Consider the following 19,644-nt stretch of genomic DNA (forward strand, 5'->3'; position numbering starts at 1 on the left):
CGTCCCTCGGGCGGGGCGGCGCCCGGCCCGGAGCCGCGAAGATCGGGCCGCCGCCTGTCGCTACAGGGTTGTAGAGTTCATCAGCCACGGAACGCGGGCCTCGTCGACGGCGGTTCCTCACCCGCCCGGCATGCAGAATCATGCCCGGGTGCCCGCCTCCCGCCGGAGTGCGTCCCCCTCGAACCCCATGGCTGGAGAACCCAGCCGGACAGGAGCCACGCGTTGTCCGCCAGTCCGGGCCCCACGGGGCCCGACCCCCACCGTCACCGACCCGCGGCCCCGGGCAGGGCCGCCCGCCGCCTCGCGCGCGGGGCGGGTGACCGATGACCTCCGCCCTGCTCGGTCTGCTGGCCGTGTTCGTCCTCACCGCCGGGACCGGCTACTTCGTGGCCCAGGAGTTCGCGTACGTCTCCGCGGACCGGCTGACCCTCGGCCGGGAGGCCGCAGCCGGGGACAGGAGGGCCGCCCGCGCCGTGCAGGTGCTGGAGCGGCTCTCCTTCATGCTGTCCGGCGCGCAGCTCGGCATCACCGTCACGGGACTCGTCGTCGGCTTCCTCGCGGAACCGTCCGTCTCCGCCCTCCTGCGGCCCGCCCTGAGCGGCACCGGCCTCTCCGACGGCCTCGTCTCGGGCATCTCCGTGGCGCTGTCGTTCGTGGTGGCGACCGTCATCCAGATGGTCCTCGGCGAACTCGCCCCCAAGAACCTCGCCCTGGCCGTGCCCGAGAGCATGGCGAAGTCCCTCGCCTCCTCCACCCTGATCTACCTGCGGATCGTCGGCCCCGTGGTCCACGTCTTCGACGGCGTCGCCAACCGGCTGCTGCGCCGCATCGGCATCGAACCGGTCGAGGAGCTCCACCACGGCGCGACCCTGGAGGAGCTGGGTCACCTCATCGGTGAATCCCGCGAACAGGGCGAACTCCCGGCCGCCACGGCCGAGCTCATGGACCACGCGCTGGAGTTCTCCGAGCGGAACCTGGGCGAGGTGATGGTCCCGCGCGCCGACGTGGCGTTCGTCCGCCGGGACGCCCTCGCCGCCGAGGCGGTCGAGCTGATCGCCCGGTACGGGCACTCCAACTACCCGGTGCTCGGCGACCACCCGGACGACCCCGCCGGAGTCCTCGGCGTGCGGGAGCTGATGCGGCTGCCCGCGGCCGACGTCGGGCGCACCACCGTCGGCTCCCTGGCCCGCCGCCCCCTCCTGCTGCCGGAGCTCCTCAGGCTCCCGGCGGCGGTCGCGCAGATGCGCGAGCGCGACGACGAGTTCGCCGTCGTCCTCGACGAGCACGGCGGCCTGGCCGGGATCGTCACGTACGAGGACATCGCCGAGGAACTCGTCGGGGACATCGCCGACGAGTCCGACACCGTCGTCGAACTCGCGGTCGCCGACGGCTCCGGCTGGATCGTGGACGCGGGCCGCCGCCTCGACGAGATCGAGGAGGCCACCGGCGTCGCACTGCCCCAGGAGAGCGAGGACTACGACACTCTGGCCGGGCTGATCATCGACCGGCTCGGACGCTTTCCCACCGTGGGCGACCGGCTCACCACCGGCGCGGTCCGGATCGAGGTGCGCACCCTCGACCGGCACGTCGCCGAGTACGTCCGCGTCGAACCCGCCGAACCCGTCGAACGCGTCAGCCCCACAGGCCCCGCAGGACCCACCGAACAGGAGCCGCAGGCATGAGCTTCCCCATGGCGCTCTTCGTGACGGTCCTCCTCCTGATCGGCAGCGGATTCTTCGTCGCCGCCGAATTCGCCCTGGTCGCCTCCAAGCGACACCGCATGGAACAGGCCGCCGCCCGGGGGCAGCGCGGGGCCGGTGCCGCGCTCGACGGGATGCGCGAGCTGTCGCTGATGCTCGCCGGAGCCCAGCTCGGCATCACCATCTGCACCCTGGGCCTGGGCTCGGTGTCCAAGCCCGCGATCTCCCACGAGCTGGACCCGCTGCTGGAGCGGCTCGGCCTGCCCGCGGCCCTCAGCTACGGCATCGCCTTCGCGCTGGCGATGACCGTCGTCGTCTTCCTGCACATGGTGATCGGCGAAATGGCTCCGAAATCCTGGGCTATCGCCCACCCTGAGCGCTCCGCGATGCTGCTGAGCCCGGCCTTCCGTGCCGTGGTGGGCGTCGTACGCCCGCTGATCCGGCTGCTGAACGCGATCAGCAACGCCCTCGTGCGGCTGTGCCGGGTCACCCCGCGCGACGAACTCGCCTCGGTGCACAACCGCGACCAGCTCACCCACCTGATCGAGGAGTCCGAGCGCCTCGGGCTGATCAGCAAGGGCGACTCCGGACTGATGACCAGGTCCCTGACCGAGCCGGGCACCCCGGTCTCCGTGCTCCGGACCCCCGTGGAGCGGATCGCGACGGTTCCGGCGGACGCCGGGCTCGACCGGATCCTGGCCACTGCCGCCGAGGCCGACCGCACCCGCCTGCTGGTACGCGACGGGGAGGAGATCCTCGGATCGGTGCACGCCCGGGACGCCCTCGTGGCCCGCGCCGGCGGCCGGGACGTCCTCGCCCGCGACCTGGCCCGGCCCGTCCCCGAGCTGGCCCCGGACGCGACCGCGGCACATGCGGTGGAGCAGTTGCGCGAGCGGCGGGCCACGATCGCCGTCGTACGTGACGGGGAGGGCGGGCCCACCGGACTGGTGAGCCTGGACGACCTGCTCGCCCGGCTGCTGCATCCCCCGACGGCACCGCGGCAGGCCGGGAAGTAGCTTGGAGGCATGGACGAGGCGGCGGACCCGGTGGCGGCGGCCGACGACCGGGGATTCCCGGCGCGGCACGCGCCCTCGTGCACCGGGCTCGGCGAGCTCGACGTCCTCGTTTCCCACTGCCGCGCCTGTCCGCGGCTCGTGGCGTGGCGGGAGGAGGTCGGCGGGGTCAAACGCGCCGCGTTCCGGGACCAGGACTACTGGGCGCGACCCGTGCCGGGCTTCGGCCCGGCGGATGCCAAGGTGGCGGTGGTGGGGCTGGCGCCCGCGGCCCACGGCGGCAACAGGACCGGGCGGATGTTCACCGGTGACGCGACCGGGGACTTCCTCCTCTCCGCGCTGCACACGGTGGGCCTCGCCTCGCAGCCGTCCTCGGTCCACGTCGAGGACGGGCTCCGTCTGCGCGGCGTGCGACTGACCTCGCCCGTGCACTGCGCGCCTCCGGAGAACCGGCCGACCCCCGAGGAACGCGACACCTGTCGTCCCTGGCTCGCGGCGGAGCTGGACCTGCTGAGTCCGGGGCTGACCGCGGTGGTCGTCCTCGGCGGCTTCGGCTGGCAGGCGCTGCTTCCGGCCCTCGCGGAGGCGGGGTGGGAGATTCCGCGTCCGCGCCCCGCCTTCGGCCATGGCGCCCGGGTCGTGCTGCCCGCCACCGAGCGCCGACAGGCGTTGCACCTGCTGGGCAGTTACCATCCCAGCCAGCGCAACACCTTCACGGGCCGGCTGACCATGCCCATGCTGGTCGACGTGCTCCAAGAGGCAGCCACAGTCGCGGGGATCGCCACCTGAGACAGCCATAGTCGCTGGAGGGCACGCCTGCACGCACACCGGACCTCGCGCGCCCTGTTCGACCGGGACACCCATGCCCGGCTCACCGCGCTCCTGCTGTCCGACCCCTTGCCCGACGTGGTGCGCATGACCGCGCGGACGCTCGGCCGCGCCGGCTGGGAGCCCGCGCCGCCCGCCCTCGTCCGCCTCCTCGACCACACGAGGCCGGGGGTCCGGAGAGCGGCCCGGGACGCGCTCGTCGGCTTCGGCGACGCGGCGGTCCCGGTCCTGCGCCGGACCGTCGCCCACGCCCGGCCCGACCGGCGGCCGCTCTATACGGACGTGCTCGCTGAGATCTCCGGCGCGGGGGCCTGACGGGGCGCCCGGGCGTCCCCCGGGGCGTGTGGTCAGCCTCCGGGTCCCCGGGACGCCGCCGCGGCGACCTGGTGCAGCGTCCGCCCCGTACGGGCGGACCTGGCGTGGTACGGGTCGGGGGAACCGGGCCTGCCGCGAACGGCGAGGCGGTCGTTCGCCTTGATCAGCAGCCACGCCTCGTGGCCGCCGCTGTCCGGCTCGTCGCCCTTCTGGATGCGGGTCAGCGCGAACTCGCCGTGCAGTTTCGACCCGTACAGCCAGAACGTCGCATGGCCGAGCGCCAGGGACTCGGAGAAGGGAACGGCGTCGCCCTGTCCGTCGTGCCCGAGCGGCCGGTAGGTGCCCTGGTCCCAGACGATGACCGTGCCGCTGCCGGACTCGCCGTGGGGGATCACCCCTTCGAACTCGCGGTACTCCAGGGCGTGATCCTCCGTCGGTACGGCGAGCCGACGGTCGCTGGGGTTCTCCGACGGGCCGCGCGGCACCGCCCAGGACTTCAGTACGCCGTCGACCTCCAGCCGGAAATCGAAGTGCAGGCGTCGCGCGTCATGGATCTGCACGACGAAGTGGGGCCGCGGTGTGCCGTCGTTCTCCACGTCGTGCTCCCTTCGTGCCCCGGCGTCGCGCCGGTCCCTGTTTCCACTCTGCGGCTGCCCGGGACGAACCGCACGATGAGCCGACTGCCTTCAGGCGCATATGCTCTGGTGATATGCCGTTCCCTTTCCGGTCTGGACCAGGTTATTGACGGCTCCCGTGGGACTCCCTTAAATCAAGTAGTGAAATATGGGCCCGAGGTGAACGCCCCAACCGTTCACCTCTCGGCAGTGATCTGTCATGCGCATGCCCCCCACGCGAAGTGATGTGATGACCGTGCACCCCACGCACTCCACGGCGCGCGGTGTTTCCCGGCGCCGCCGCGTCGCCCTCTGTGCCGCCTCGCTGCTCTGCTGTTCCGCCATCCTGACCGCACTCCCCGGAGGGGCGTCCGCCGCACCGCCCGCCGGCTCCCCGGTCCCCGGGCCCACGGCGCGGGCCGTCGCCTTCGAGGACCAGTTCGACGGGCCGGCCGGCGCCGCCGTGGACGGCGGCAAGTGGCAGACCGAGACCGGCGACAACGTCAACAACCACGAACGGCAGTACTACACGCCGGGCAACGACAACGCCGCCCTCGACGGCCAGGGCAACCTCGTGATCACCGCCCGGAAGGAGAACCCGGGCAACTACCAGTGCTGGTACGGGACCTGCGAGTACACCTCGTCCCGGCTCAACACCTCCGGCAAGTTCTCCGCCGCCTACGGCCACGTCGAGGCGCGCATCAAGATCCCGCGCGGCCAGGGCATCTGGCCCGCGTTCTGGATGCTGGGCGACGACATCGGCAACGTCGGCTGGCCGAACAGCGGCGAGATCGACGTGATGGAGAACGTCGGCTTCGAACCCGGCACCGTCCACGGCACCCTGCACGGACCGGGATACTCCGGCTCCGGTGGCATCGGAGCCGCGTACACGCTGCCGAACGGGCAGGCGTTCGCCGACGACTTCCACACCTTCGCCGTCGACTGGGCACCCGACGCCATCACCTGGTCCGTCGACGGCCAGGTCTTCCAGCGGCGCACCCCGGCCGACCTGGGCGGCAACCAGTGGGTGTTCAACAAGCCGTTCCTCCTCATCCTGAACCTCGCGGTCGGCGGCTACTGGCCCGGCGACCCCGACGGCAGCACGCGGTTCCCGCAGCAGATGGTCATCGACTACGTCCGCGTGACGACCGGCGACTGACCACCGGCCCGCACCGGGGCGGCCCCCGATACGTGGACGGCGGCAGAGGTGCTCCTGCCGCCGTCCACCCCCCGACCCCAGAAGCGGAATAGCATGATCCTCATGGAACAGCGCACACTCGGCAGGACCGGCCGTGACGTCTCGGTCGTCGGACAGGGCACCTGGCAGCTCGGGGGCGACTGGGGCGAGGTCGCGGAGGACGACGCGTTCGGGGTTCTCGACGCGGCCGTCGCATCCGGCGTCACCTTCTTCGACACCGCGGACGTGTACGGGGACGGCCGCAGCGAACAGCTCATCGGCCGCTACCTCAAGAACCGCTCCGACACCGACGTCCTCGTCGCCACCAAGATGGGCCGCCGCGCCGACCAGGTCGCAGAGAACTACGTCCTGGACAACTTCCGTACCTGGATCGACCGTTCGCGCGCGAACCTCGGGACCGACACGCTCGACCTCGTACAACTGCACTGCCCGCCCAGCGGCGTCTACTCCTCCGACGCCGTCTACGACGCCCTGGACACCCTGGTCGCCGAGCAGCGGATCGCCGCCTACGCCGTGAGCGTCGAGACCTGCGCCGAGGCGCTCACCGCCATCGCGCGCCCCGGCGTCGCGAGCGTGCAGATCATCCTCAACCCGTTCCGCCTCAAGCCGCTGGACGAGGTGCTCCCGGCGGCGGCAGCGGCGGGCGTCGGCATCATCGCCCGGGTGCCGCTCGCCTCGGGCCTGCTCTCCGGCAAGTACACCCAGGACACGGTCTTCGGCCCCGAGGACCACCGTACGTACAACCGGCACGGCGAAGCGTTCGACCGGGGCGAGACGTTCTCCGGCATCGACTACGCGACGGGCGTCGCCGCGGCCGCCGAGTTCGCCGCACTGGCCCCCGAGGGCGCCACCCCCGCGCAGACCGCGCTGCGCTGGATCATCCAGCAGCCGGGCGTGACCAGCGTGATCCCCGGCGCACGCTCGGTGGAACAGGCCCGCGCCAACGCAGCGGCGGCCGGCCTGGAGCCGCTGCCGCAGTCCACGCTGGACGCGGTGCGGGACCTGTACGACCGGTCGATCCGTGCGGAGGTCCACGACCGCTGGTGACGGCGCGCGGGGCCGGAACGGCCGGGGCGCCGACCGGTGAGGGGGAGCGGGCGGAACTCAGTCGTCCTGCTCGTCGTCCCCACCCTGCCGGCCACCGTCCTGCTGGTCCTGCTGTTCCTGTTGGTCCTGCGGGTTCTGCCCGCCCTGCGGGTCCTGCTGCTGCCCGTCGCCGTCGCCGACGTCCTGCGAGGGGCCCGAGGACGGACTCTGGTCCGGTGTTCCGGCCGAGCTGGAGTCCGGGGAGAAAAGGATCATTCCGAGATACACGGCGGCCAGGAACGTCGCCGTGCCCGCGATGACGCTGGCCACCCTGGGCCGACGCCGTATCGCCTCACGCGTGCTGCGACGACGGGCCGGAGCCGATCGGGCCGACGCCTGCCGTCTTCGCCCCGTGGGTCCCGGAAGCCGGTACGTCGTCGGGCCGACCGGCGCCGGCGGCCCGGCGGGGGAGGGCTTCGGGGCCATGGGGGCGGTCGCCCGGTGGGACGTGGGCGTCTGCAGGGGCAGGGGTTCCGGCCGGCCGCGCCAGGCGTCGGTGCGGAACCAGTCGGAGACCTGCTGCGCAGTGGGCCGCTCCTCCGGCTGCTTGGCCAGCAGCCCGAGGAGATACGAGTCGAAGGCGGCGGAGATCTCCACGCCCCGCTGCCGCAGCGGGACCGGCGGGGTGTCGACATGCTGGTACAGCGTCGCGGTCGCCGTGTCGGAGCGGAACGGCGGCTGCCCGAGCAGCAGTTGGTAGATGACGCAGCCCAGGGAGTACATGTCGGACGCGGAGTCGGCGGTACGTCCCAGTGCCCGCTCGGGCGCCAGGTAGAGGCTCGTGCCGACGATGTGGCCGGCCGTCGTCAGCGCGGTCGAGGGGTCGTCGACGAACTGGGCGATCCCGAAGTCGCCGATCTTCACCGAACCGTCCGCGTCCAGCATCAGGTTGCCCGGCTTGATGTCACGGTGGACGATGCCCTGGCGGTGCGCGGCGGCCAGCCCGGCGGCCGCCTGGCCGGCGATCAGGGCGACCTGTTCGGGATGGACCCGCTCCTGGGCGGCCAGCAGGTCCCCGAGGCTCTGCCCCTCGACCAGCTCCATCACGAGGAAGAACCGGTCCTCCCAGGCCCCGAAGTCGAACACGGCCACCAGGTGCGGGTGGCTCAACCGGGCGGCGGTCTGCGCCTCCAGCCGGAAGCGGGCGGTCGACGAGGCGTCCGCCTGGTCCCCCAGCAGCAGCTTCACGGCCACGGCACGTCCCAGCACCTCGTCCGTGGCACGCCACACCTCGCCCATGCCGCCACGACCGATGGGGGATACCAATCGGTACCGACCAGCTACCAGCACCTGTACACCTATCTCGAATTGTGGCCCGCTCCGGCTGCCGGCCCCGTGGTCCCGGTCTCCGGCGGAGTCCGGGGCGGAGCGGCGAACGACATGATCAGGATATCGGTCCGGCGGAGCCCCGATGCCCCGACGGGCCTTTCGCCAGGCTCTGCTGACGACCCGATACGCCTCGGCACCCGCCCCGGCGCCGGGAGCGCCCGCCGGGCCCTCGTTCAGCCGAGCAGCCGACGGTACGCGGCATCGGCCGTGAACGCGGACTGCCCGCCCCTGAAGAGCAGTTCGGCGGTCCCGAACGCCGGGTCGGACGCCGTCCCCGGCACATAGGGGACGGCGAAACACCGCATGCCCGCCGCGTGCGCGGCCGCCGCTCCGGGAGGGGCGTCCTCCAGCACCACGCAGTCCGCCGGCTCCGCCCCCATCCGCCGGGCCGTCTCCAGGAACACGTCCGGCCGGGGCTTGCCGTGCGCGACCTCCTCCGCGGAGACGTACAGCGGAAGGTACGCGTCGAGCCCGGTCACCGCGAGGACCGCCCCGATCGCGGCCCGGGACGAACCGGAGGCCACCGCCATCGGCACCCCGGCCGCGTGCAGGCGCTCCACGAAGAGGCGCATCTGCGGGAAGACCTCCGTCGACGCCCCGGCCAGCTCCAGGTACAGGGCGTTCTTCCCGGCGAGCAACTCCTCGACCGGGGCGTCGATCCCGTACTCCGCGCGCAGGACCGTCAGCGTCTCGCGGGTGCCGATGCCGATGAACCGGGTGTGGGCCTCCCAGTCGAAGTCCCGCACCCCGTACCGGGCGAGCAGCCGCCGCCCCGCCTCGAAGTAGTTCGGCTCGCTGTCCACCAGTGTCCCGTCGAGATCGAAGATCACGTGCGGGCCGGGCGCGGTCACGGGGCGGGACGTCATGGCCCCAGCATGCCGCAGTCCGCAGGGGCGGGCCCGGTCACCCCCGACCGGGTACGGGGCCCGACCGGTCCCGGTCGCCCGCCGCGCGCCCCACGGATTCGACCAGCGGCAGCACCCGGTGAGCCACCCGCTCGCGGAGCGCCACATCGGTCCGGGTCCTGACGACCCCCGGGAGCTGGATCAGCCGTTGGATCACGTCCTCCAGATGCCCGGCGTCCCGGGCGACGACGCGGGTCAGCAGATCGCCCCCGCCCGTCGTCGAGAACGCCTCGATGATCTCGGGCACGGCCGCCAGGGCGTCGCCCACCTCGACCAGATGCCCCTGCGTGACCTCCAGGTGCACGAAGGCGAGCACGGGATGGCCGAGCGCGGCGGGGGAGAGGGTCGGCCCGGTACCGGTGATCACCCCGTCGCGCTCCAGCCGGTCGAGCCTGGCCTGCAGCGTGCCCCGGGCCACGCCGAGGATGCGCGCGTACTCCCGGACGCTGGTACGCGGCTGCTCGATCAGCAGGCGCAGGATCCGGGTGTCGAGAGCGTCCACCGCCATGATCCGCAGATCTCCTTCCGAGCCGTCCGGTGCGGCCCCGACTGTACCCAGGGCGAGGGCCCCGCGCCGCCGGGGCGACGACGGCGCCTCACTCCTGGAACGACAGCAGCCAGGCCATCAGTAGGGCCGTCAGGACGAACTGGGCCACGGCGGCGCCCCAGTACCGTCCCCAGCACAGCGCCGTCCCCACAGCCGCCGGCACGCCGCCGCTCACCAACAGCTCCGTTGCCGGAACGGCTGCTTCCGCACCGTTGTGCGCGGCGGCCCAGCCGCCGATGCCGACCACGAGCCAGGCGTAGCCGCCGACGAGCGCGTCGAGCGGCAGCAGGGCCAGGAACACCAGGAGGTTCGCCCCTTTGCTCCGTGGTTCGCGCTCCTTCCGGGCCCCGTCCGCGTGCAGGTCCATGTCCATGGCGGCATCGTGTGCCGCCCCTCCCGTCCGGCGGATGAGTACGCGTACTCATCCGCCGCTCCCCCCGAACCGGAGCCAGGCCGTCCGGTGCGTGCGTTCATCCGTCGCGCGCGATGGTGCCCGACCCGGGTGGTCCGTTGGTACGCCGGTGGCCGAACGCTCACGGGATCTGCTGGGCCATTGGCACATGGTTCTCCTCCCCGTTTGATCCAAGAGCCCGACAGATGCTGCAATGGATCCATCGATGGCGCTGCGGACTTCCGCGGCGCCTTTTTCATGCGAGTTCTGCAGAGACGCGGAAGGGGCGGAAGTGTGCTGAAGAGGGTGTTCGTGGCACCGGACCCGGGGCGGGTGCGGCTGCGCTTCGCCGGCCGTGGTGTTCTCGGCATCAGCCTCGCCGTCGCGCTGTGCGGCCTCGCCGGGCACTCGCTCGTGGCGGCCATCACGGGCGGCCTCGCGGCGCTGCTCGCCCTGTTCACCGTGACCGACCCGACGGTGCGCGGTCAGGCGGTCACCACCGTCCTGCTCCCCGTCGTCGGCCTGCCGGTCCTCGCCGTCGCCGCCGCGCTGCACGACCAGCCGGTCGCCCGCGACCTGACCTTCCTCGCCGTGATGGGGGCGGGCGTGTACGCCCGGCGCTGGGGGCCCCGCGGGAACGCGCTGGGCGTCTTCGCGTTCATGATGTTCTTCGTCGCCCAGTTCCTGCATGCCACACCCATCCAGCTGCCCGGCTTCTTCACTGCTGTCCTCCTCGCTCTGCTGGCTTCTTCGGCGGTCCGTTTCGGTCTGTGGTGCTTCGAGCGCCGCTATCCACCCGTGGCTGTGCCTGCTCCGGCGGGTGGTCGAGGTCTGGGGCGTGCCACGACCCGCCAGGCGATACAGGCGACCGCGGCGTGCGGGTTCGCTCTCGGGGCGGGGCAGCTGCTGTCGCATGACCGCTGGTACTGGGCGGTAGGTACGGCCTGGTGGATTTTCGTGAACACCACCTCGCGCGGTGAGACCTTGGTCCGAGGTTTCCGCCGGGTGGTGGGCACGGTACTGGGTATTCCCGCCGGATTGCTGATCGCTGTTCCGCTCCACGGAAACCTCGTGGGCACAGCGATCCTGGTGGCGGTATGCGTCTTCGGGATCTTCTACACAGCCGCGGTGTCGTATTCCTGGATGATCTTCGCCGTCACGTTGATGATCTCGCTTCTCTACGGTCTGCTGGGAGTCCTGAACCCGGAATTGCTCGTGCTGCGGCTGGCGGAGACCGGGGTCGGGGCGCTCGGGGCTGCCCTCGCGGTGCTGCTGGTGCTTCCCGTGACCACGCACGCGACGACCCATGCGTGGGTCCAGCGCGCACTGAGCTGCGTCCACGAGTGCACCGCCCAAGCTGCTGCGCGGCTCGCCGGTGCCCCGGGTGCCGACCCGGAGCCCCACATCGCCGAACTCGAACTTCTGCTGGGGCGCGTGCGGCTCTCCCTGGCACCCCTGGTGCATCCCCTCAACCCGCTTCGAGCCCGCAAGGCCCGCGCCCGCAAGGTCCTGGCCCTGCTCGACGACTGCGCCCGAGAGGTCCGCAGCCTGGCCGTTGTCGCCGCCGACCCCGACGCTTCGCACGACGCCCGCCTTGCGGCTGCCTGCTGGCGGGTCCAGTCCGCAGTCGAGATCCTCACCGCACCTCGCCCCGGCGCGATCGCCACTGTGACCGTCCAGGCGCATCACTCCACTGCAACAGAGCCTGCCCTTGCACACCTCCACGACCTGGAACGTGCCCTCGCCGAACTCGTCAGCCCGCTCAGCCACGCCCCGTACGCGGCATCGACGAACGCCTGAAGTTGCAGGAAAGTTCAGACATAGGCCAAGTCCAGCCTTCTCGGAATCGCGGACGAATTGTTTCCGATGACCCACCACGTGGTTCTGATAGGTCATCAGACGCGTTGCCCCGCTGGTCAGGCGTCTCCTGGCTGGCCGGGAATGGCAGGATGCCGAGAATTGCGTGGTGCAGAGCGGTCCCACTGGGTCACCTGCGCGGAGTGGCGGTAGGTTCTTCGTCTGCTGGTGGTACACGCCTCCCATGGTCACTGACCAGCGGAAATGGCCACGGTATAGCCGAGTGCAGGCGGCTGGTCCGCGTATAGCCCGGGTCTTGTGGTCGGCACGAAGTGCACCCCTGACCGTCGGCCCGTGGCGGCGGCGAGCTGGCGGCTCGCTCAGGGACCGGCTCGGCGCCGTGTCGGCGGTAACAACGGCAAGGGCTGGGACGACTGCCTCCCGCGCAGCGGAACACCCCGCGTCGGCGGGGAGGACTCGTCGCGGTACGTACGGGAACGTCGGAGCACCGGAACACCCGCGTTGGCGGGGAGGACCGCCCCGACGGCGGCCCGCTCACCGACGCCGACGTAACACCCCCGCGGACGTGGGGGGCAGGCATGCACGGCTAGCGCAGCCACGAACGACGTTCTCTTCGCTGACGCAGGGGTGATCCGGCCGCCCGAAGGGCGAGGACAAGCCACTCAAGTTCTCCGCCGTCGCGAACCTCGCCGTCCGTCTCGACGGCCGGAGTCCAGGCCGATCCGGAACCTTCAGCACGTGCTGATGGATCGCCTCGGTGATCACCATGCCGACCGAGTAGGACAGCCCCCGTCCTCGCTGAGCGAGCCAGGCGACGAAGTCGTGGGTGCCGCCCGCGGAGTCGGTGCGGATCAGGGTCCGGCACCCGGGCCGGTACTTCTTCGGCAGCTGGGCCAGGGGTGGCGGTGATGTGGTCGGCCGTCGTGTTCGAGCCCGCGTTGCCCGGTCTGAGCAGGGCTGCAACGGGTTCACCCGTACCGCCCGGTCCGTGGTCAACGAACCCCATCAACGGGTGGTGACCGTAGGTCCGCTTCCATGTGGGTGCGGCGTCCTCCTTGTCCGAGTGCGCGTCCACCAGCACCCCGTCGAGGTCCACGCTCACCGTCCCGCCCGCATCAGGCGCTTCCCGGCCGGCCAACCGCCAGACCTGCTGGCGAACGTCGGCTCGCGCGGCACAGATGGCCCGCAGGGCTGTCTCCCCGGAGGCCGCGAGGATGTCGATGAGGCGGGAGACCGTTGGGTCGGAGGCCACCGCCCCGAACACGGCTTGCTCGGCCCGCAGCACCCCGACATCGCGAGGCAGTCCCCGCCCGGCGCGACCGCCAGAGCCACGCCCAGCAGGATCTTGCCCGGATCGGGCACCGCCCGAGCCTTCTGCCAAGGCGCCACCGCTGCTGATATCGCGGTGTCCAAGCCGGCCTTGCGGACCGTCTCGACCAGCAGCACGCCCCCGGCCTGCGAGACCACCGCCCGGCCACCGCCCTCGATGCGGACGCGTGGGTAGGACCGATACGCTTCTTCACCTGGGAAGTGCCTCCGGCGGTGGCAGGAGCAAGAACCTCGAAATTCCTTATTCCCGCTGCTCAGAGGCGTTTTTTTCGCTTACCTGACCACCCGTCGGGAAGCCCGCTTCATGAAGGCGCGAGGTTCAGCTCGACCCCACCCCACCAGCGAGCGGACCCCCCTCCATGACCAACGGCCTCACCTGGATAGGCGCCCAGGCCCACACCGCCACGCTCGTCCCCGGAATGCGCGCCGGCATTTCCCTCACTCTCGCCCGAGGCATCGACCCTGACGAGTTCCTCATCAACCTCGGGGCCGACCTCGATCAGCTCGCCGCCCGCACCCCGCTGGCCGAACTGCGTAGCCGGCCCATCCCGCCCGGCCACGACCCCACTCGCTACGCCTACGCGATGTACGGCAGCGAGGGTGAGTGGACGTACGTGCTGGAGAACGACCACGCCGCGACCTGGGCGACCGGCTTCCGCCGTGTCCCCTCGATGAGGCCCGGCCCGGGTGAAGAGATCCTGTGCGCCAGCCGGAACCTGTACAGCCCGCCTGCCGTGATCCTGCACGTTGAAGGCGACGAGGTGATACGGCGCGCAGAATTCGGCACCACCACCGGCCACGAGTCGGCGTTGGACGCGGCGCTCACCGCCGCCGGCGCCGTCTTCCCCTCCATCCCCGACGCCCCCGCCGACGAGGTGACCGCCTACTACGAACAGCACGGCGCGCGCCTGCCCACCCTGGTGTTCACCGCGCTGGGCGCGTACACGGGACTGAGCATCGACCAGGATGCCGCACAGGCCGGGAATCTCCCCGCCGTCCACCTCCTCACTCCTTGAGCGACTCTGTCGGGGATCTTGTGCGCGCGGCTCATTTACCTTGCCGCCACCAGCATTCCCAGGTCAGGCCGCGGGCCTCGAGGTACTGCTGGAAGGTCGTGGGGCGTCGGGGCGGTGGGGGTGGCGAGTTGTGCGCGATGCGAGGCGTTCGATGTTGATGGCGATGCCGGTCAGGACGTACGGCACGTGTGTCTTGCGGTGGCCGTGGTAGCGGCTGCGGCGGACCCGGTGTCCGTTGATGAACTCGCAGATGGTGCCTTCGACTCCGGACCGGGTGGCGTAGAGCCTTCTCCATGGGGAGTCTTGCTGGTTCGCGCGGTTCTGGGCCTTGTGAGCTCGGGAACCACCGCACCGGACCAGGGACGAACGGACACTGATCACCTCAGGAGGACGGAACTACACAGGACCGTCCGAAGTGTTCCAAGGGCCAACAGCCTCGTCCCGAGAACTCCAAGATCCCCGACAGAGTCGCTCCTTGAGCCGCACGCGTCTGCACAACGGCTTCGGCCCCCACCCTGACGCTTGAGTTCTAGCGGTCGTTGCAACACTGCTGGCTTCAGACGGCGAGTAGATCACGCAAGACGCTCGACTGGTGTATCCCAGTCGAGCGTCTTGCGTGGACGGCCGTTGAGCTCCTGGGCGACGAGTTCGAGATCCTCGGGACCGTGCAGGCTCAGGTCGGTGCCCTCGGGGAAGTACTGGCGCAACAGGCCGTTGGTGTTCTCGTTGGAGCCGCGCTGCCAGGGAGAGGCCGGATCGCAGAAGTAGACCGGCATCCCGGTGGCGGTGGTGAACTGCTTGTGACGCGCCATCTCGGTTCCCTGGTCCCAGGTGAGAGAGCCCCGTAGGTGCTGCGGGAGGGCCTGAACGGTGCGGACCAAGCCGTCGCGGACGGCTACGGCGTCGTGGGAGTTGCCGGGCAGGTGGACCAACACGGTGTAGCGGGTGGCCCGCTCGATCAGGGTGGCGATGGCCGACCGGCCGTTCGCGCCAATGATCAGGTCGCCTTCCCAGGGGCCGGGCACTGCCCGGTCCTCGACCTCGGCGGGACGGCTGCTGATCATCAGGGCGGCGGTTCCACGCCCCTCCGGCCCCGTGCTTGGGGCCGGAGGGGCGTGGAGCGGGTCAGGCTTCGGTGCGGTTGAGTGTGTTGTTGATGCGGCGTGGTGCGGCGAGTGCACCGTAGGCCGCGCCGAGGAGGAGGGTCAGGGCGAGGACGGCGCAGACGGCTGTCCAGTCCATGACGACGGGGATGTCGCCGGGCCAGTTCCGTGCGGCGGTCAGGCCCCAGCCGGCGGCGGTGCCGAGGACTGCCGCGAGGGCGGCGATGGTGACCGATTGCCATACGACGATCTGGCGCAGGGTGCCTGGGGACAGGCCGATGCGGTGCAGGCGTACCAGGTCGGGTCGGAGCTCGGCCGCGGAGGAGGTGATGGTGATGCCGAGGACGGTCACCACGGCGGCGAGTGCGAGGCCGAGCATGAGGTACCACAGTGAGGGCGGGGTGAGCTCGGGGCCTGTTTCGATGCGGACGTCCGACATGAGGACATCGACCGGTTCGAGTGCCTTGGTGAGCCGTTCCTGCAGATCGGGCACGGGCCCGGTGGGGGCGGCGATGACCGAGTAGTCCACGGTCGATGCGCCGAGCGCGCGTGCCGCCTTGGTGGTGATGTAGGCGGAGGCGCGGGTGAGGGTGGTGGCGTTGACGGGGTCGGAAAGGGCAGCGCCGTTGATCTCGCGGCGGGTGTCGGACTGTTCGGGGCTGGTGGGCAGGGAGGTCGGCATGGAGATCGTGACGCGGTCCCCCTTGATGTATGCGGGGGCCAGGACCAGGATGCGGCCCTCTTCGAGAGCCTGCTGTTCCCGGGAGGACCAGGCCCGGCCAGTGAGTGCCTTGAACGTCGTGCCGTCGTCGACAATTCCGATCGTCTGCGTCCGGTTGGCGAACTCTCCGCCTGCCTGCCAGGCGACGCTCCAGGGAGGAGTGAGGGCGGGGGTGACGGAGGCTTCGCGGAGCTCTTCGTCCACTGGGTAGGAGCCCCGGATGATCGGTGTTCCCTCAGGGAAGACGCTGGTGAGCGTCTTCTCGACTTCACTGGGATCACTGCCGGCGAACAGCAGAGCCTCCACCTGGTTGAGGTGGCGGCTGCCGACGTAGGTGGCGCGTTCCTGGGCGGTGACGCTGGACAGGGTGCCAAGGATGCCGACGGTGAGGGCGAGCGCGACGGATCCGATCACGACCGCCGAGACCGGTCGGCGAGGGTCGCGGGCGAACGCGCGCAGGGCGATACGGGCGCTGAGCGTACGGTCGGCCAGACGAGCCAGGCCGCGCAGCACATCTGCGATGCGGGTGAGTACGGCCGCGGCCAGGAACACCACAGCCGTGACGGCCGCGGCGGCGGAGACGGTCTCGTTGTCCTGGAAAACCACGGCGAGAGCGATACCGAGCGCGGCCACGCCATACAGCACCGGGGACCACAGGCGGGCTCGCTTGCTGTCACGGAGGGTGGTGCGGGCCCGAGCACGGGCAGGAAGTCCGGCGGGGTACCGCGACGTCAGTACGGCCGCCAGGGCCGCCACCGCGACCGACAACAGGACGGTCAGCAGGCCCCCGACCAGCAGCGGGTCGTAGGGGGCGGTGTCCTTGTGGGTGAAGCGGGGCAGCACCGGGCGTGCGGCAAGAGCGAGCAGACTCCCCGCGAGCCACCCGGCGGGAACGGCGGCCAGGCTGGCCGATACCGCTCCGGAGACGGCGGCATACCGCAGGTCCCGGTCCGGCACACCGAGGGCGGCGAGGATCGCGAACTCGGCGCGGGTGCGCCGCATGCGCAGGGCGAACGCCCCCGCGGCGATGACCCCGAGCACGACGATGCCGGGGAGGAGCAGCAGCGCGGGCTCGCGCTCGATCATCGTCCGGGAGGCGGAGATGTTCGACCTGGTCTCCAGCCGCAGCCCTTTTTCGCCGATGAGATTCTGTGCTGTCTCCATCTGGCGGGCGTCACCCGCGAGGAGCAGACCGTAGCTGGACATTGCGGTGTTGGTGCTGTCGTTTCCGGTCTTCGGCCAGGCTCGCAGCTGTCCGGGGGCGGCGAGGTAGTCGTATGCGGTGTGCGCCTGCGGGCTCTCGACCAGTCCGATGATCCGCGTGGGTGCGTCGCGCTTCCATCGATAGGGCAGATGGTCACCCAGGCGAAGTCCGTACGCGTCGGCAAGGGTCCTGCTTACTGCGACCTCCCCCAGCTTCGAGGGGAAGTGTCCCCCCAGCAGCCGGTACCGGCCGCGCATCAGGGGGGATGACCAATCGGTATCCACATAGCGCACGGCAACCGTGCGGTCCTTCGCCCACACGGGGAACTCGCTGTTGTCATCAAGCGCTACCACGGCGATCCCCGGCACGCGCCGGCGCAACTCTTGTGCGAGCTCGCCCGTCATCACGGGGTCGGAAAGCGTGATGAACCCGTCGGCACCGCCCAGACTGCTGGTGGCACGCTGTCCCGCCGAAGGGGCAGCCGAGGCGAAAACGCCGGCCGCGAGCGTGGCGAGCAGCACGGGCAACGTCAGCAGCACGAGAAGACCGATACGCCTGCTGCCGCGGCCCACGACGGTGCGCCTGCCGACCAGATGCACATACCCCTTGCTCATGCCACGCCTTCCTCGGCGGTGGTGAAGGAGAGAAGCGTGCCGTCCTGGAGGACGGCGACCTGGTCTGCGTGGGAGAGGTTGGCCGGGTTGTGGGTGCTGAGAACGACGGTGACGCCTTCATCGCGGAGCTGGGCCAGAACTCCCATGATCTCCGCGCCCGTTTTGGAGTCGAGCGATCCTGTGGGCTCGTCCGCCAGAACGAGAGTGCGGCTTCCGACGATGGCACGGGCGATGGCGGCACGCTGCTGCTGCCCGCCGGAGACCTCGGCGGGGAACCGCTGCTCCAGCCCTTCCAGACCGACGCGGCCCATCGCCTCACGTGCCGCCGCGGCCGCGTCGTTACGGGCGGTGCCAGTGGCTTCCAGCGGAAGGCGCACATTCTCGATCAAGGTGAGGTCGGCAAGAAGGCTGAAGTCCTGGTGGACGAAGCCGATCTCGCGAAGCCTCAGCGCGGAAAGCTCGGCCGCGGTGCACGAGTGGAGCTGGCTCCCCAGGACATCGAGAGTTCCGGAGTCAACCCGCTCCAGGCCCGCGATCAGATGGAGCAGGGTGCTCTTGCCGGAGCCGCTGGGCCCGGTCAGCGCGGTCAGCGTTCCAGCGGGGAGAGACAACGACACGTCCCGCAGCGCGGTCACGGTCTGCTTCCCCATGGGGAATGTCTTACCGACTTGAGTGGCGACGATTGCCACGTTCTTGCCCACGTGAATGGTTCTTCCTCTTCTACGCGAGTGGGGCAGCCGGTTGTCCGGCCGCCCCACGGGTCACCTCACCTCAACTACCGTCAACAGGCGGTGCGAGAACTGTACTTTCGGGCCGAGCTTGCCTCGTCGGAGTCCTGGAAGCTGAAGCTGCGGTTGCTGGTGTTGTTGTGGATGCACACACGGCGGCCCACGTAGCTGGTGTCCGTCCACCAGGCGGAGTCGTAGGTGTAGTTGCTGTAGTACGAGTCGGCCTGGTCGTTGAACCCGTACGAGCTCATGTGAGATATCGCGGTGGTGCTGTTGGTCAGGGTGACGTGACCGCCTCGGTAGTCGTCGTCCCTGTACAGGCAGACGAAGCCCGTCGTCTCACAGTCGGCCGGAGCAGCACTGGCGATTCCGGTCCCGCCGATGATCAATGCCGCTCCGATGAGTGCTGCCCCCACCAGGTTTCGCTTCATTAAACTCTTCTTCTTTATGCGGAAGCATGGCCTTCGCACGATAAGGAACGAGGCATGAAAAAACACAAAGGCGTGCAAGTGCCTTTCCCCGAGCCGTAGTTGTAACGACGCCGAATGTATATGCCAGCCTGATCGACTCATAGACCTTCATGATCTTTGGCTGATTTCCGGGGCGCGAGGGGAGTGAATTCAGGCAGGAGGGCGGCAGAAGAAGTAGACATCGCGCTGGCACGAGGGAGAGGGAGAGGGAGAGGGAGCACGGGGCCGTGGTGCTGCCGCCGCCGGTGGCGGTGCAGACCAGGACACGCGGGGATTCGGCGCCCAGGTCAATGGCGATGGCCCGGCTGGTGGTGCTGATGCCGATCAACATGGTCCCTTCGGGCATCGCCTCGATCCGCTCGCACGTTCTCCAGGACGAGGAAGATTGTGTCGGCCGGACCGGGCCCGGTCCGGCCGAATCGGCCGAATCGGCATCAGTCTTTTTCGGCCTGGTCGGTAGCGGCCCACGCGGCGGCTTCGGTCGCTCAGCGGTGGATCGTCGCGTCGTTGGTGTTCGTCGCCGCCTTCTCGGTGTTCTGCGGGGTGGCCTCGGTCGACGACCCGTCCTTCTCGCTGGGCCTGCTGAGCGCCGCCGTGACCGCGCTCGGCATGATCGGGCTGTTCTTCATCCCGGCCGCCGCCTCCCGCCCGCTGCCCGACGTCACCCGCCGGCGCTCCCGCCAAACATCCGGCGAACCGTCCTGAGGTCGTCCGC

18 protein-coding genes and 2 pseudogenes are annotated in these 19,644 nt (G+C 70.5%); 8 read left to right on the forward strand and 12 right to left on the reverse strand.

What is annotated here, in order from left to right:
* The first annotated feature begins 323 nt into the window (after positions 1–323).
* Genes AC3CH1_RS33330 through AC3CH1_RS33345 form a run of 4 tightly spaced genes read left to right on the forward strand, consistent with a single transcriptional unit; the run spans position 324 to position 3,856 of the window.
* Positions 324–1,682: a hemolysin family protein gene (locus AC3CH1_RS33330; RefSeq protein ID WP_488466273.1), complete on the forward strand. Its 1,359-nt coding sequence runs from the start codon at positions 324–326 to the stop codon at positions 1,680–1,682.
* On the forward strand, positions 1,679–2,716 hold the full coding sequence (locus AC3CH1_RS33335) for a hemolysin family protein (protein ID WP_488466274.1): 1,038 nt from the start codon (positions 1,679–1,681) through the stop codon (positions 2,714–2,716). The genes AC3CH1_RS33330 and AC3CH1_RS33335 overlap by 4 nt, the downstream gene beginning before the upstream one ends.
* Before the next feature lie 9 nt (positions 2,717–2,725).
* On the forward strand, positions 2,726–3,502 hold the full coding sequence (locus AC3CH1_RS33340) for a uracil-DNA glycosylase (RefSeq protein WP_488466275.1): 777 nt from the start codon (positions 2,726–2,728) through the stop codon (positions 3,500–3,502).
* A 54-nt stretch (positions 3,503–3,556) separates the two neighbouring features.
* Entirely contained in the window at positions 3,557–3,856 is a 300-nt protein-coding gene (locus AC3CH1_RS33345) for a HEAT repeat domain-containing protein (RefSeq protein WP_488466798.1), read from the forward strand.
* Positions 3,857–3,888: 32 nt separating this feature from the next.
* Here the strand turns inward: AC3CH1_RS33345 and AC3CH1_RS33350 are convergent, their stop codons facing one another.
* On the reverse strand, positions 3,889–4,452 hold the full coding sequence (locus tag AC3CH1_RS33350; protein ID WP_488466276.1) for a DNA polymerase ligase N-terminal domain-containing protein: 564 nt from the start codon (positions 4,450–4,452) through the stop codon (positions 3,889–3,891).
* A gap of 268 nt (positions 4,453–4,720) precedes the next feature.
* Between AC3CH1_RS33350 and AC3CH1_RS33355 the strand changes: the two genes are divergently transcribed.
* Together AC3CH1_RS33355 and AC3CH1_RS33360 are read left to right on the forward strand one after the other, a co-directional pair.
* Positions 4,721–5,629 carry a glycoside hydrolase family 16 protein gene (locus tag AC3CH1_RS33355; RefSeq protein WP_488466277.1) on the forward strand — a complete coding sequence of 303 codons (909 nt, stop codon included), beginning with the start codon at positions 4,721–4,723 and terminating at the stop codon, positions 5,627–5,629.
* Positions 5,630–5,722: 93 nt separating this feature from the next.
* Positions 5,723–6,715: an aldo/keto reductase gene (locus tag AC3CH1_RS33360; RefSeq protein WP_488466278.1), complete on the forward strand. Its 993-nt coding sequence runs from the start codon at positions 5,723–5,725 to the stop codon at positions 6,713–6,715.
* 57 nt (positions 6,716–6,772) lie between these two features.
* On the opposite strand, the gene AC3CH1_RS33365 is transcribed toward AC3CH1_RS33360, so the two are convergent.
* From AC3CH1_RS33365 to AC3CH1_RS33380, 4 genes are all read right to left on the reverse strand, one after another.
* Positions 6,773–7,993 (reverse strand): serine/threonine-protein kinase, encoded by a 1,221-nt coding sequence (locus AC3CH1_RS33365; RefSeq protein WP_488466279.1) that lies wholly within the window; start codon positions 7,991–7,993, stop codon positions 6,773–6,775.
* 263 nt (positions 7,994–8,256) lie between these two features.
* Complete coding sequence (locus AC3CH1_RS33370; protein WP_488466280.1) at positions 8,257–8,949, reverse strand: HAD family hydrolase; 693 nt, start codon at positions 8,947–8,949, stop codon at positions 8,257–8,259.
* Positions 8,950–8,986: 37 nt separating this feature from the next.
* Entirely contained in the window at positions 8,987–9,496 is a 510-nt protein-coding gene (locus AC3CH1_RS33375; protein ID WP_488466281.1) for an Lrp/AsnC family transcriptional regulator, read from the reverse strand.
* An 88-nt stretch (positions 9,497–9,584) separates the two neighbouring features.
* Complete coding sequence (locus tag AC3CH1_RS33380; protein WP_488466282.1) at positions 9,585–9,908, reverse strand: hypothetical protein; 324 nt, start codon at positions 9,906–9,908, stop codon at positions 9,585–9,587.
* Positions 9,909–10,220: 312 nt separating this feature from the next.
* Here AC3CH1_RS33380 and AC3CH1_RS33385 point away from each other — a divergent pair, with 312 nt between their 5' ends.
* Complete coding sequence (locus AC3CH1_RS33385) at positions 10,221–11,726, forward strand: FUSC family protein (RefSeq protein WP_488466283.1); 1,506 nt, start codon at positions 10,221–10,223, stop codon at positions 11,724–11,726.
* 622 nt (positions 11,727–12,348) lie between these two features.
* On the opposite strand, the pseudogene AC3CH1_RS33390 reads toward AC3CH1_RS33385, so the two are convergent.
* Positions 12,349–13,232: pseudogene (locus tag AC3CH1_RS33390) on the reverse strand (transposase); the annotation flags it as partial.
* A 200-nt stretch (positions 13,233–13,432) separates the two neighbouring features.
* Between AC3CH1_RS33390 and AC3CH1_RS33395 the strand changes: the two are divergent.
* On the forward strand, positions 13,433–14,089 hold the full coding sequence (locus tag AC3CH1_RS33395; protein WP_488466284.1) for a hypothetical protein: 657 nt from the start codon (positions 13,433–13,435) through the stop codon (positions 14,087–14,089).
* Between the two features lie 63 nt (positions 14,090–14,152).
* Here AC3CH1_RS33395 and AC3CH1_RS33400 read toward each other — a convergent pair whose 3' ends face one another.
* From AC3CH1_RS33400 to AC3CH1_RS33425, 6 genes and pseudogenes are all read right to left on the reverse strand, one after another.
* Positions 14,153–14,470 carry a transposase gene (locus AC3CH1_RS33400; RefSeq protein ID WP_488466285.1) on the reverse strand — a complete coding sequence of 106 codons (318 nt, stop codon included), beginning with the start codon at positions 14,468–14,470 and terminating at the stop codon, positions 14,153–14,155.
* Between the two features lie 191 nt (positions 14,471–14,661).
* Positions 14,662–15,177: pseudogene (locus AC3CH1_RS33405) on the reverse strand (IS30 family transposase); the annotation flags it as partial.
* A gap of 37 nt (positions 15,178–15,214) precedes the next feature.
* A complete protein-coding gene (locus tag AC3CH1_RS33410) occupies positions 15,215–17,731 on the reverse strand; it encodes an FtsX-like permease family protein (RefSeq protein WP_488466286.1) in 2,517 nt (838 codons plus the stop codon).
* Positions 17,728–18,432: an ABC transporter ATP-binding protein gene (locus AC3CH1_RS33415; protein WP_488466287.1), complete on the reverse strand. Its 705-nt coding sequence runs from the start codon at positions 18,430–18,432 to the stop codon at positions 17,728–17,730. The genes AC3CH1_RS33410 and AC3CH1_RS33415 overlap by 4 nt, the downstream gene beginning before the upstream one ends.
* Before the next feature lie 80 nt (positions 18,433–18,512).
* The gene (locus AC3CH1_RS33420) at positions 18,513–18,890 is read right to left on the reverse strand and encodes a peptidase inhibitor family I36 protein (RefSeq protein ID WP_488466288.1); all 378 of its coding nucleotides are present in this window, start codon (positions 18,888–18,890) and stop codon (positions 18,513–18,515) included.
* 524 nt (positions 18,891–19,414) lie between these two features.
* On the reverse strand, positions 19,415–19,594 hold the full coding sequence (locus AC3CH1_RS33425) for a hypothetical protein (protein ID WP_488466289.1): 180 nt from the start codon (positions 19,592–19,594) through the stop codon (positions 19,415–19,417).
* Positions 19,595–19,644: the final 50 nt, after the last annotated feature.

The organism is Streptomyces sp. MGP-P1, assembly GCF_057766565.1.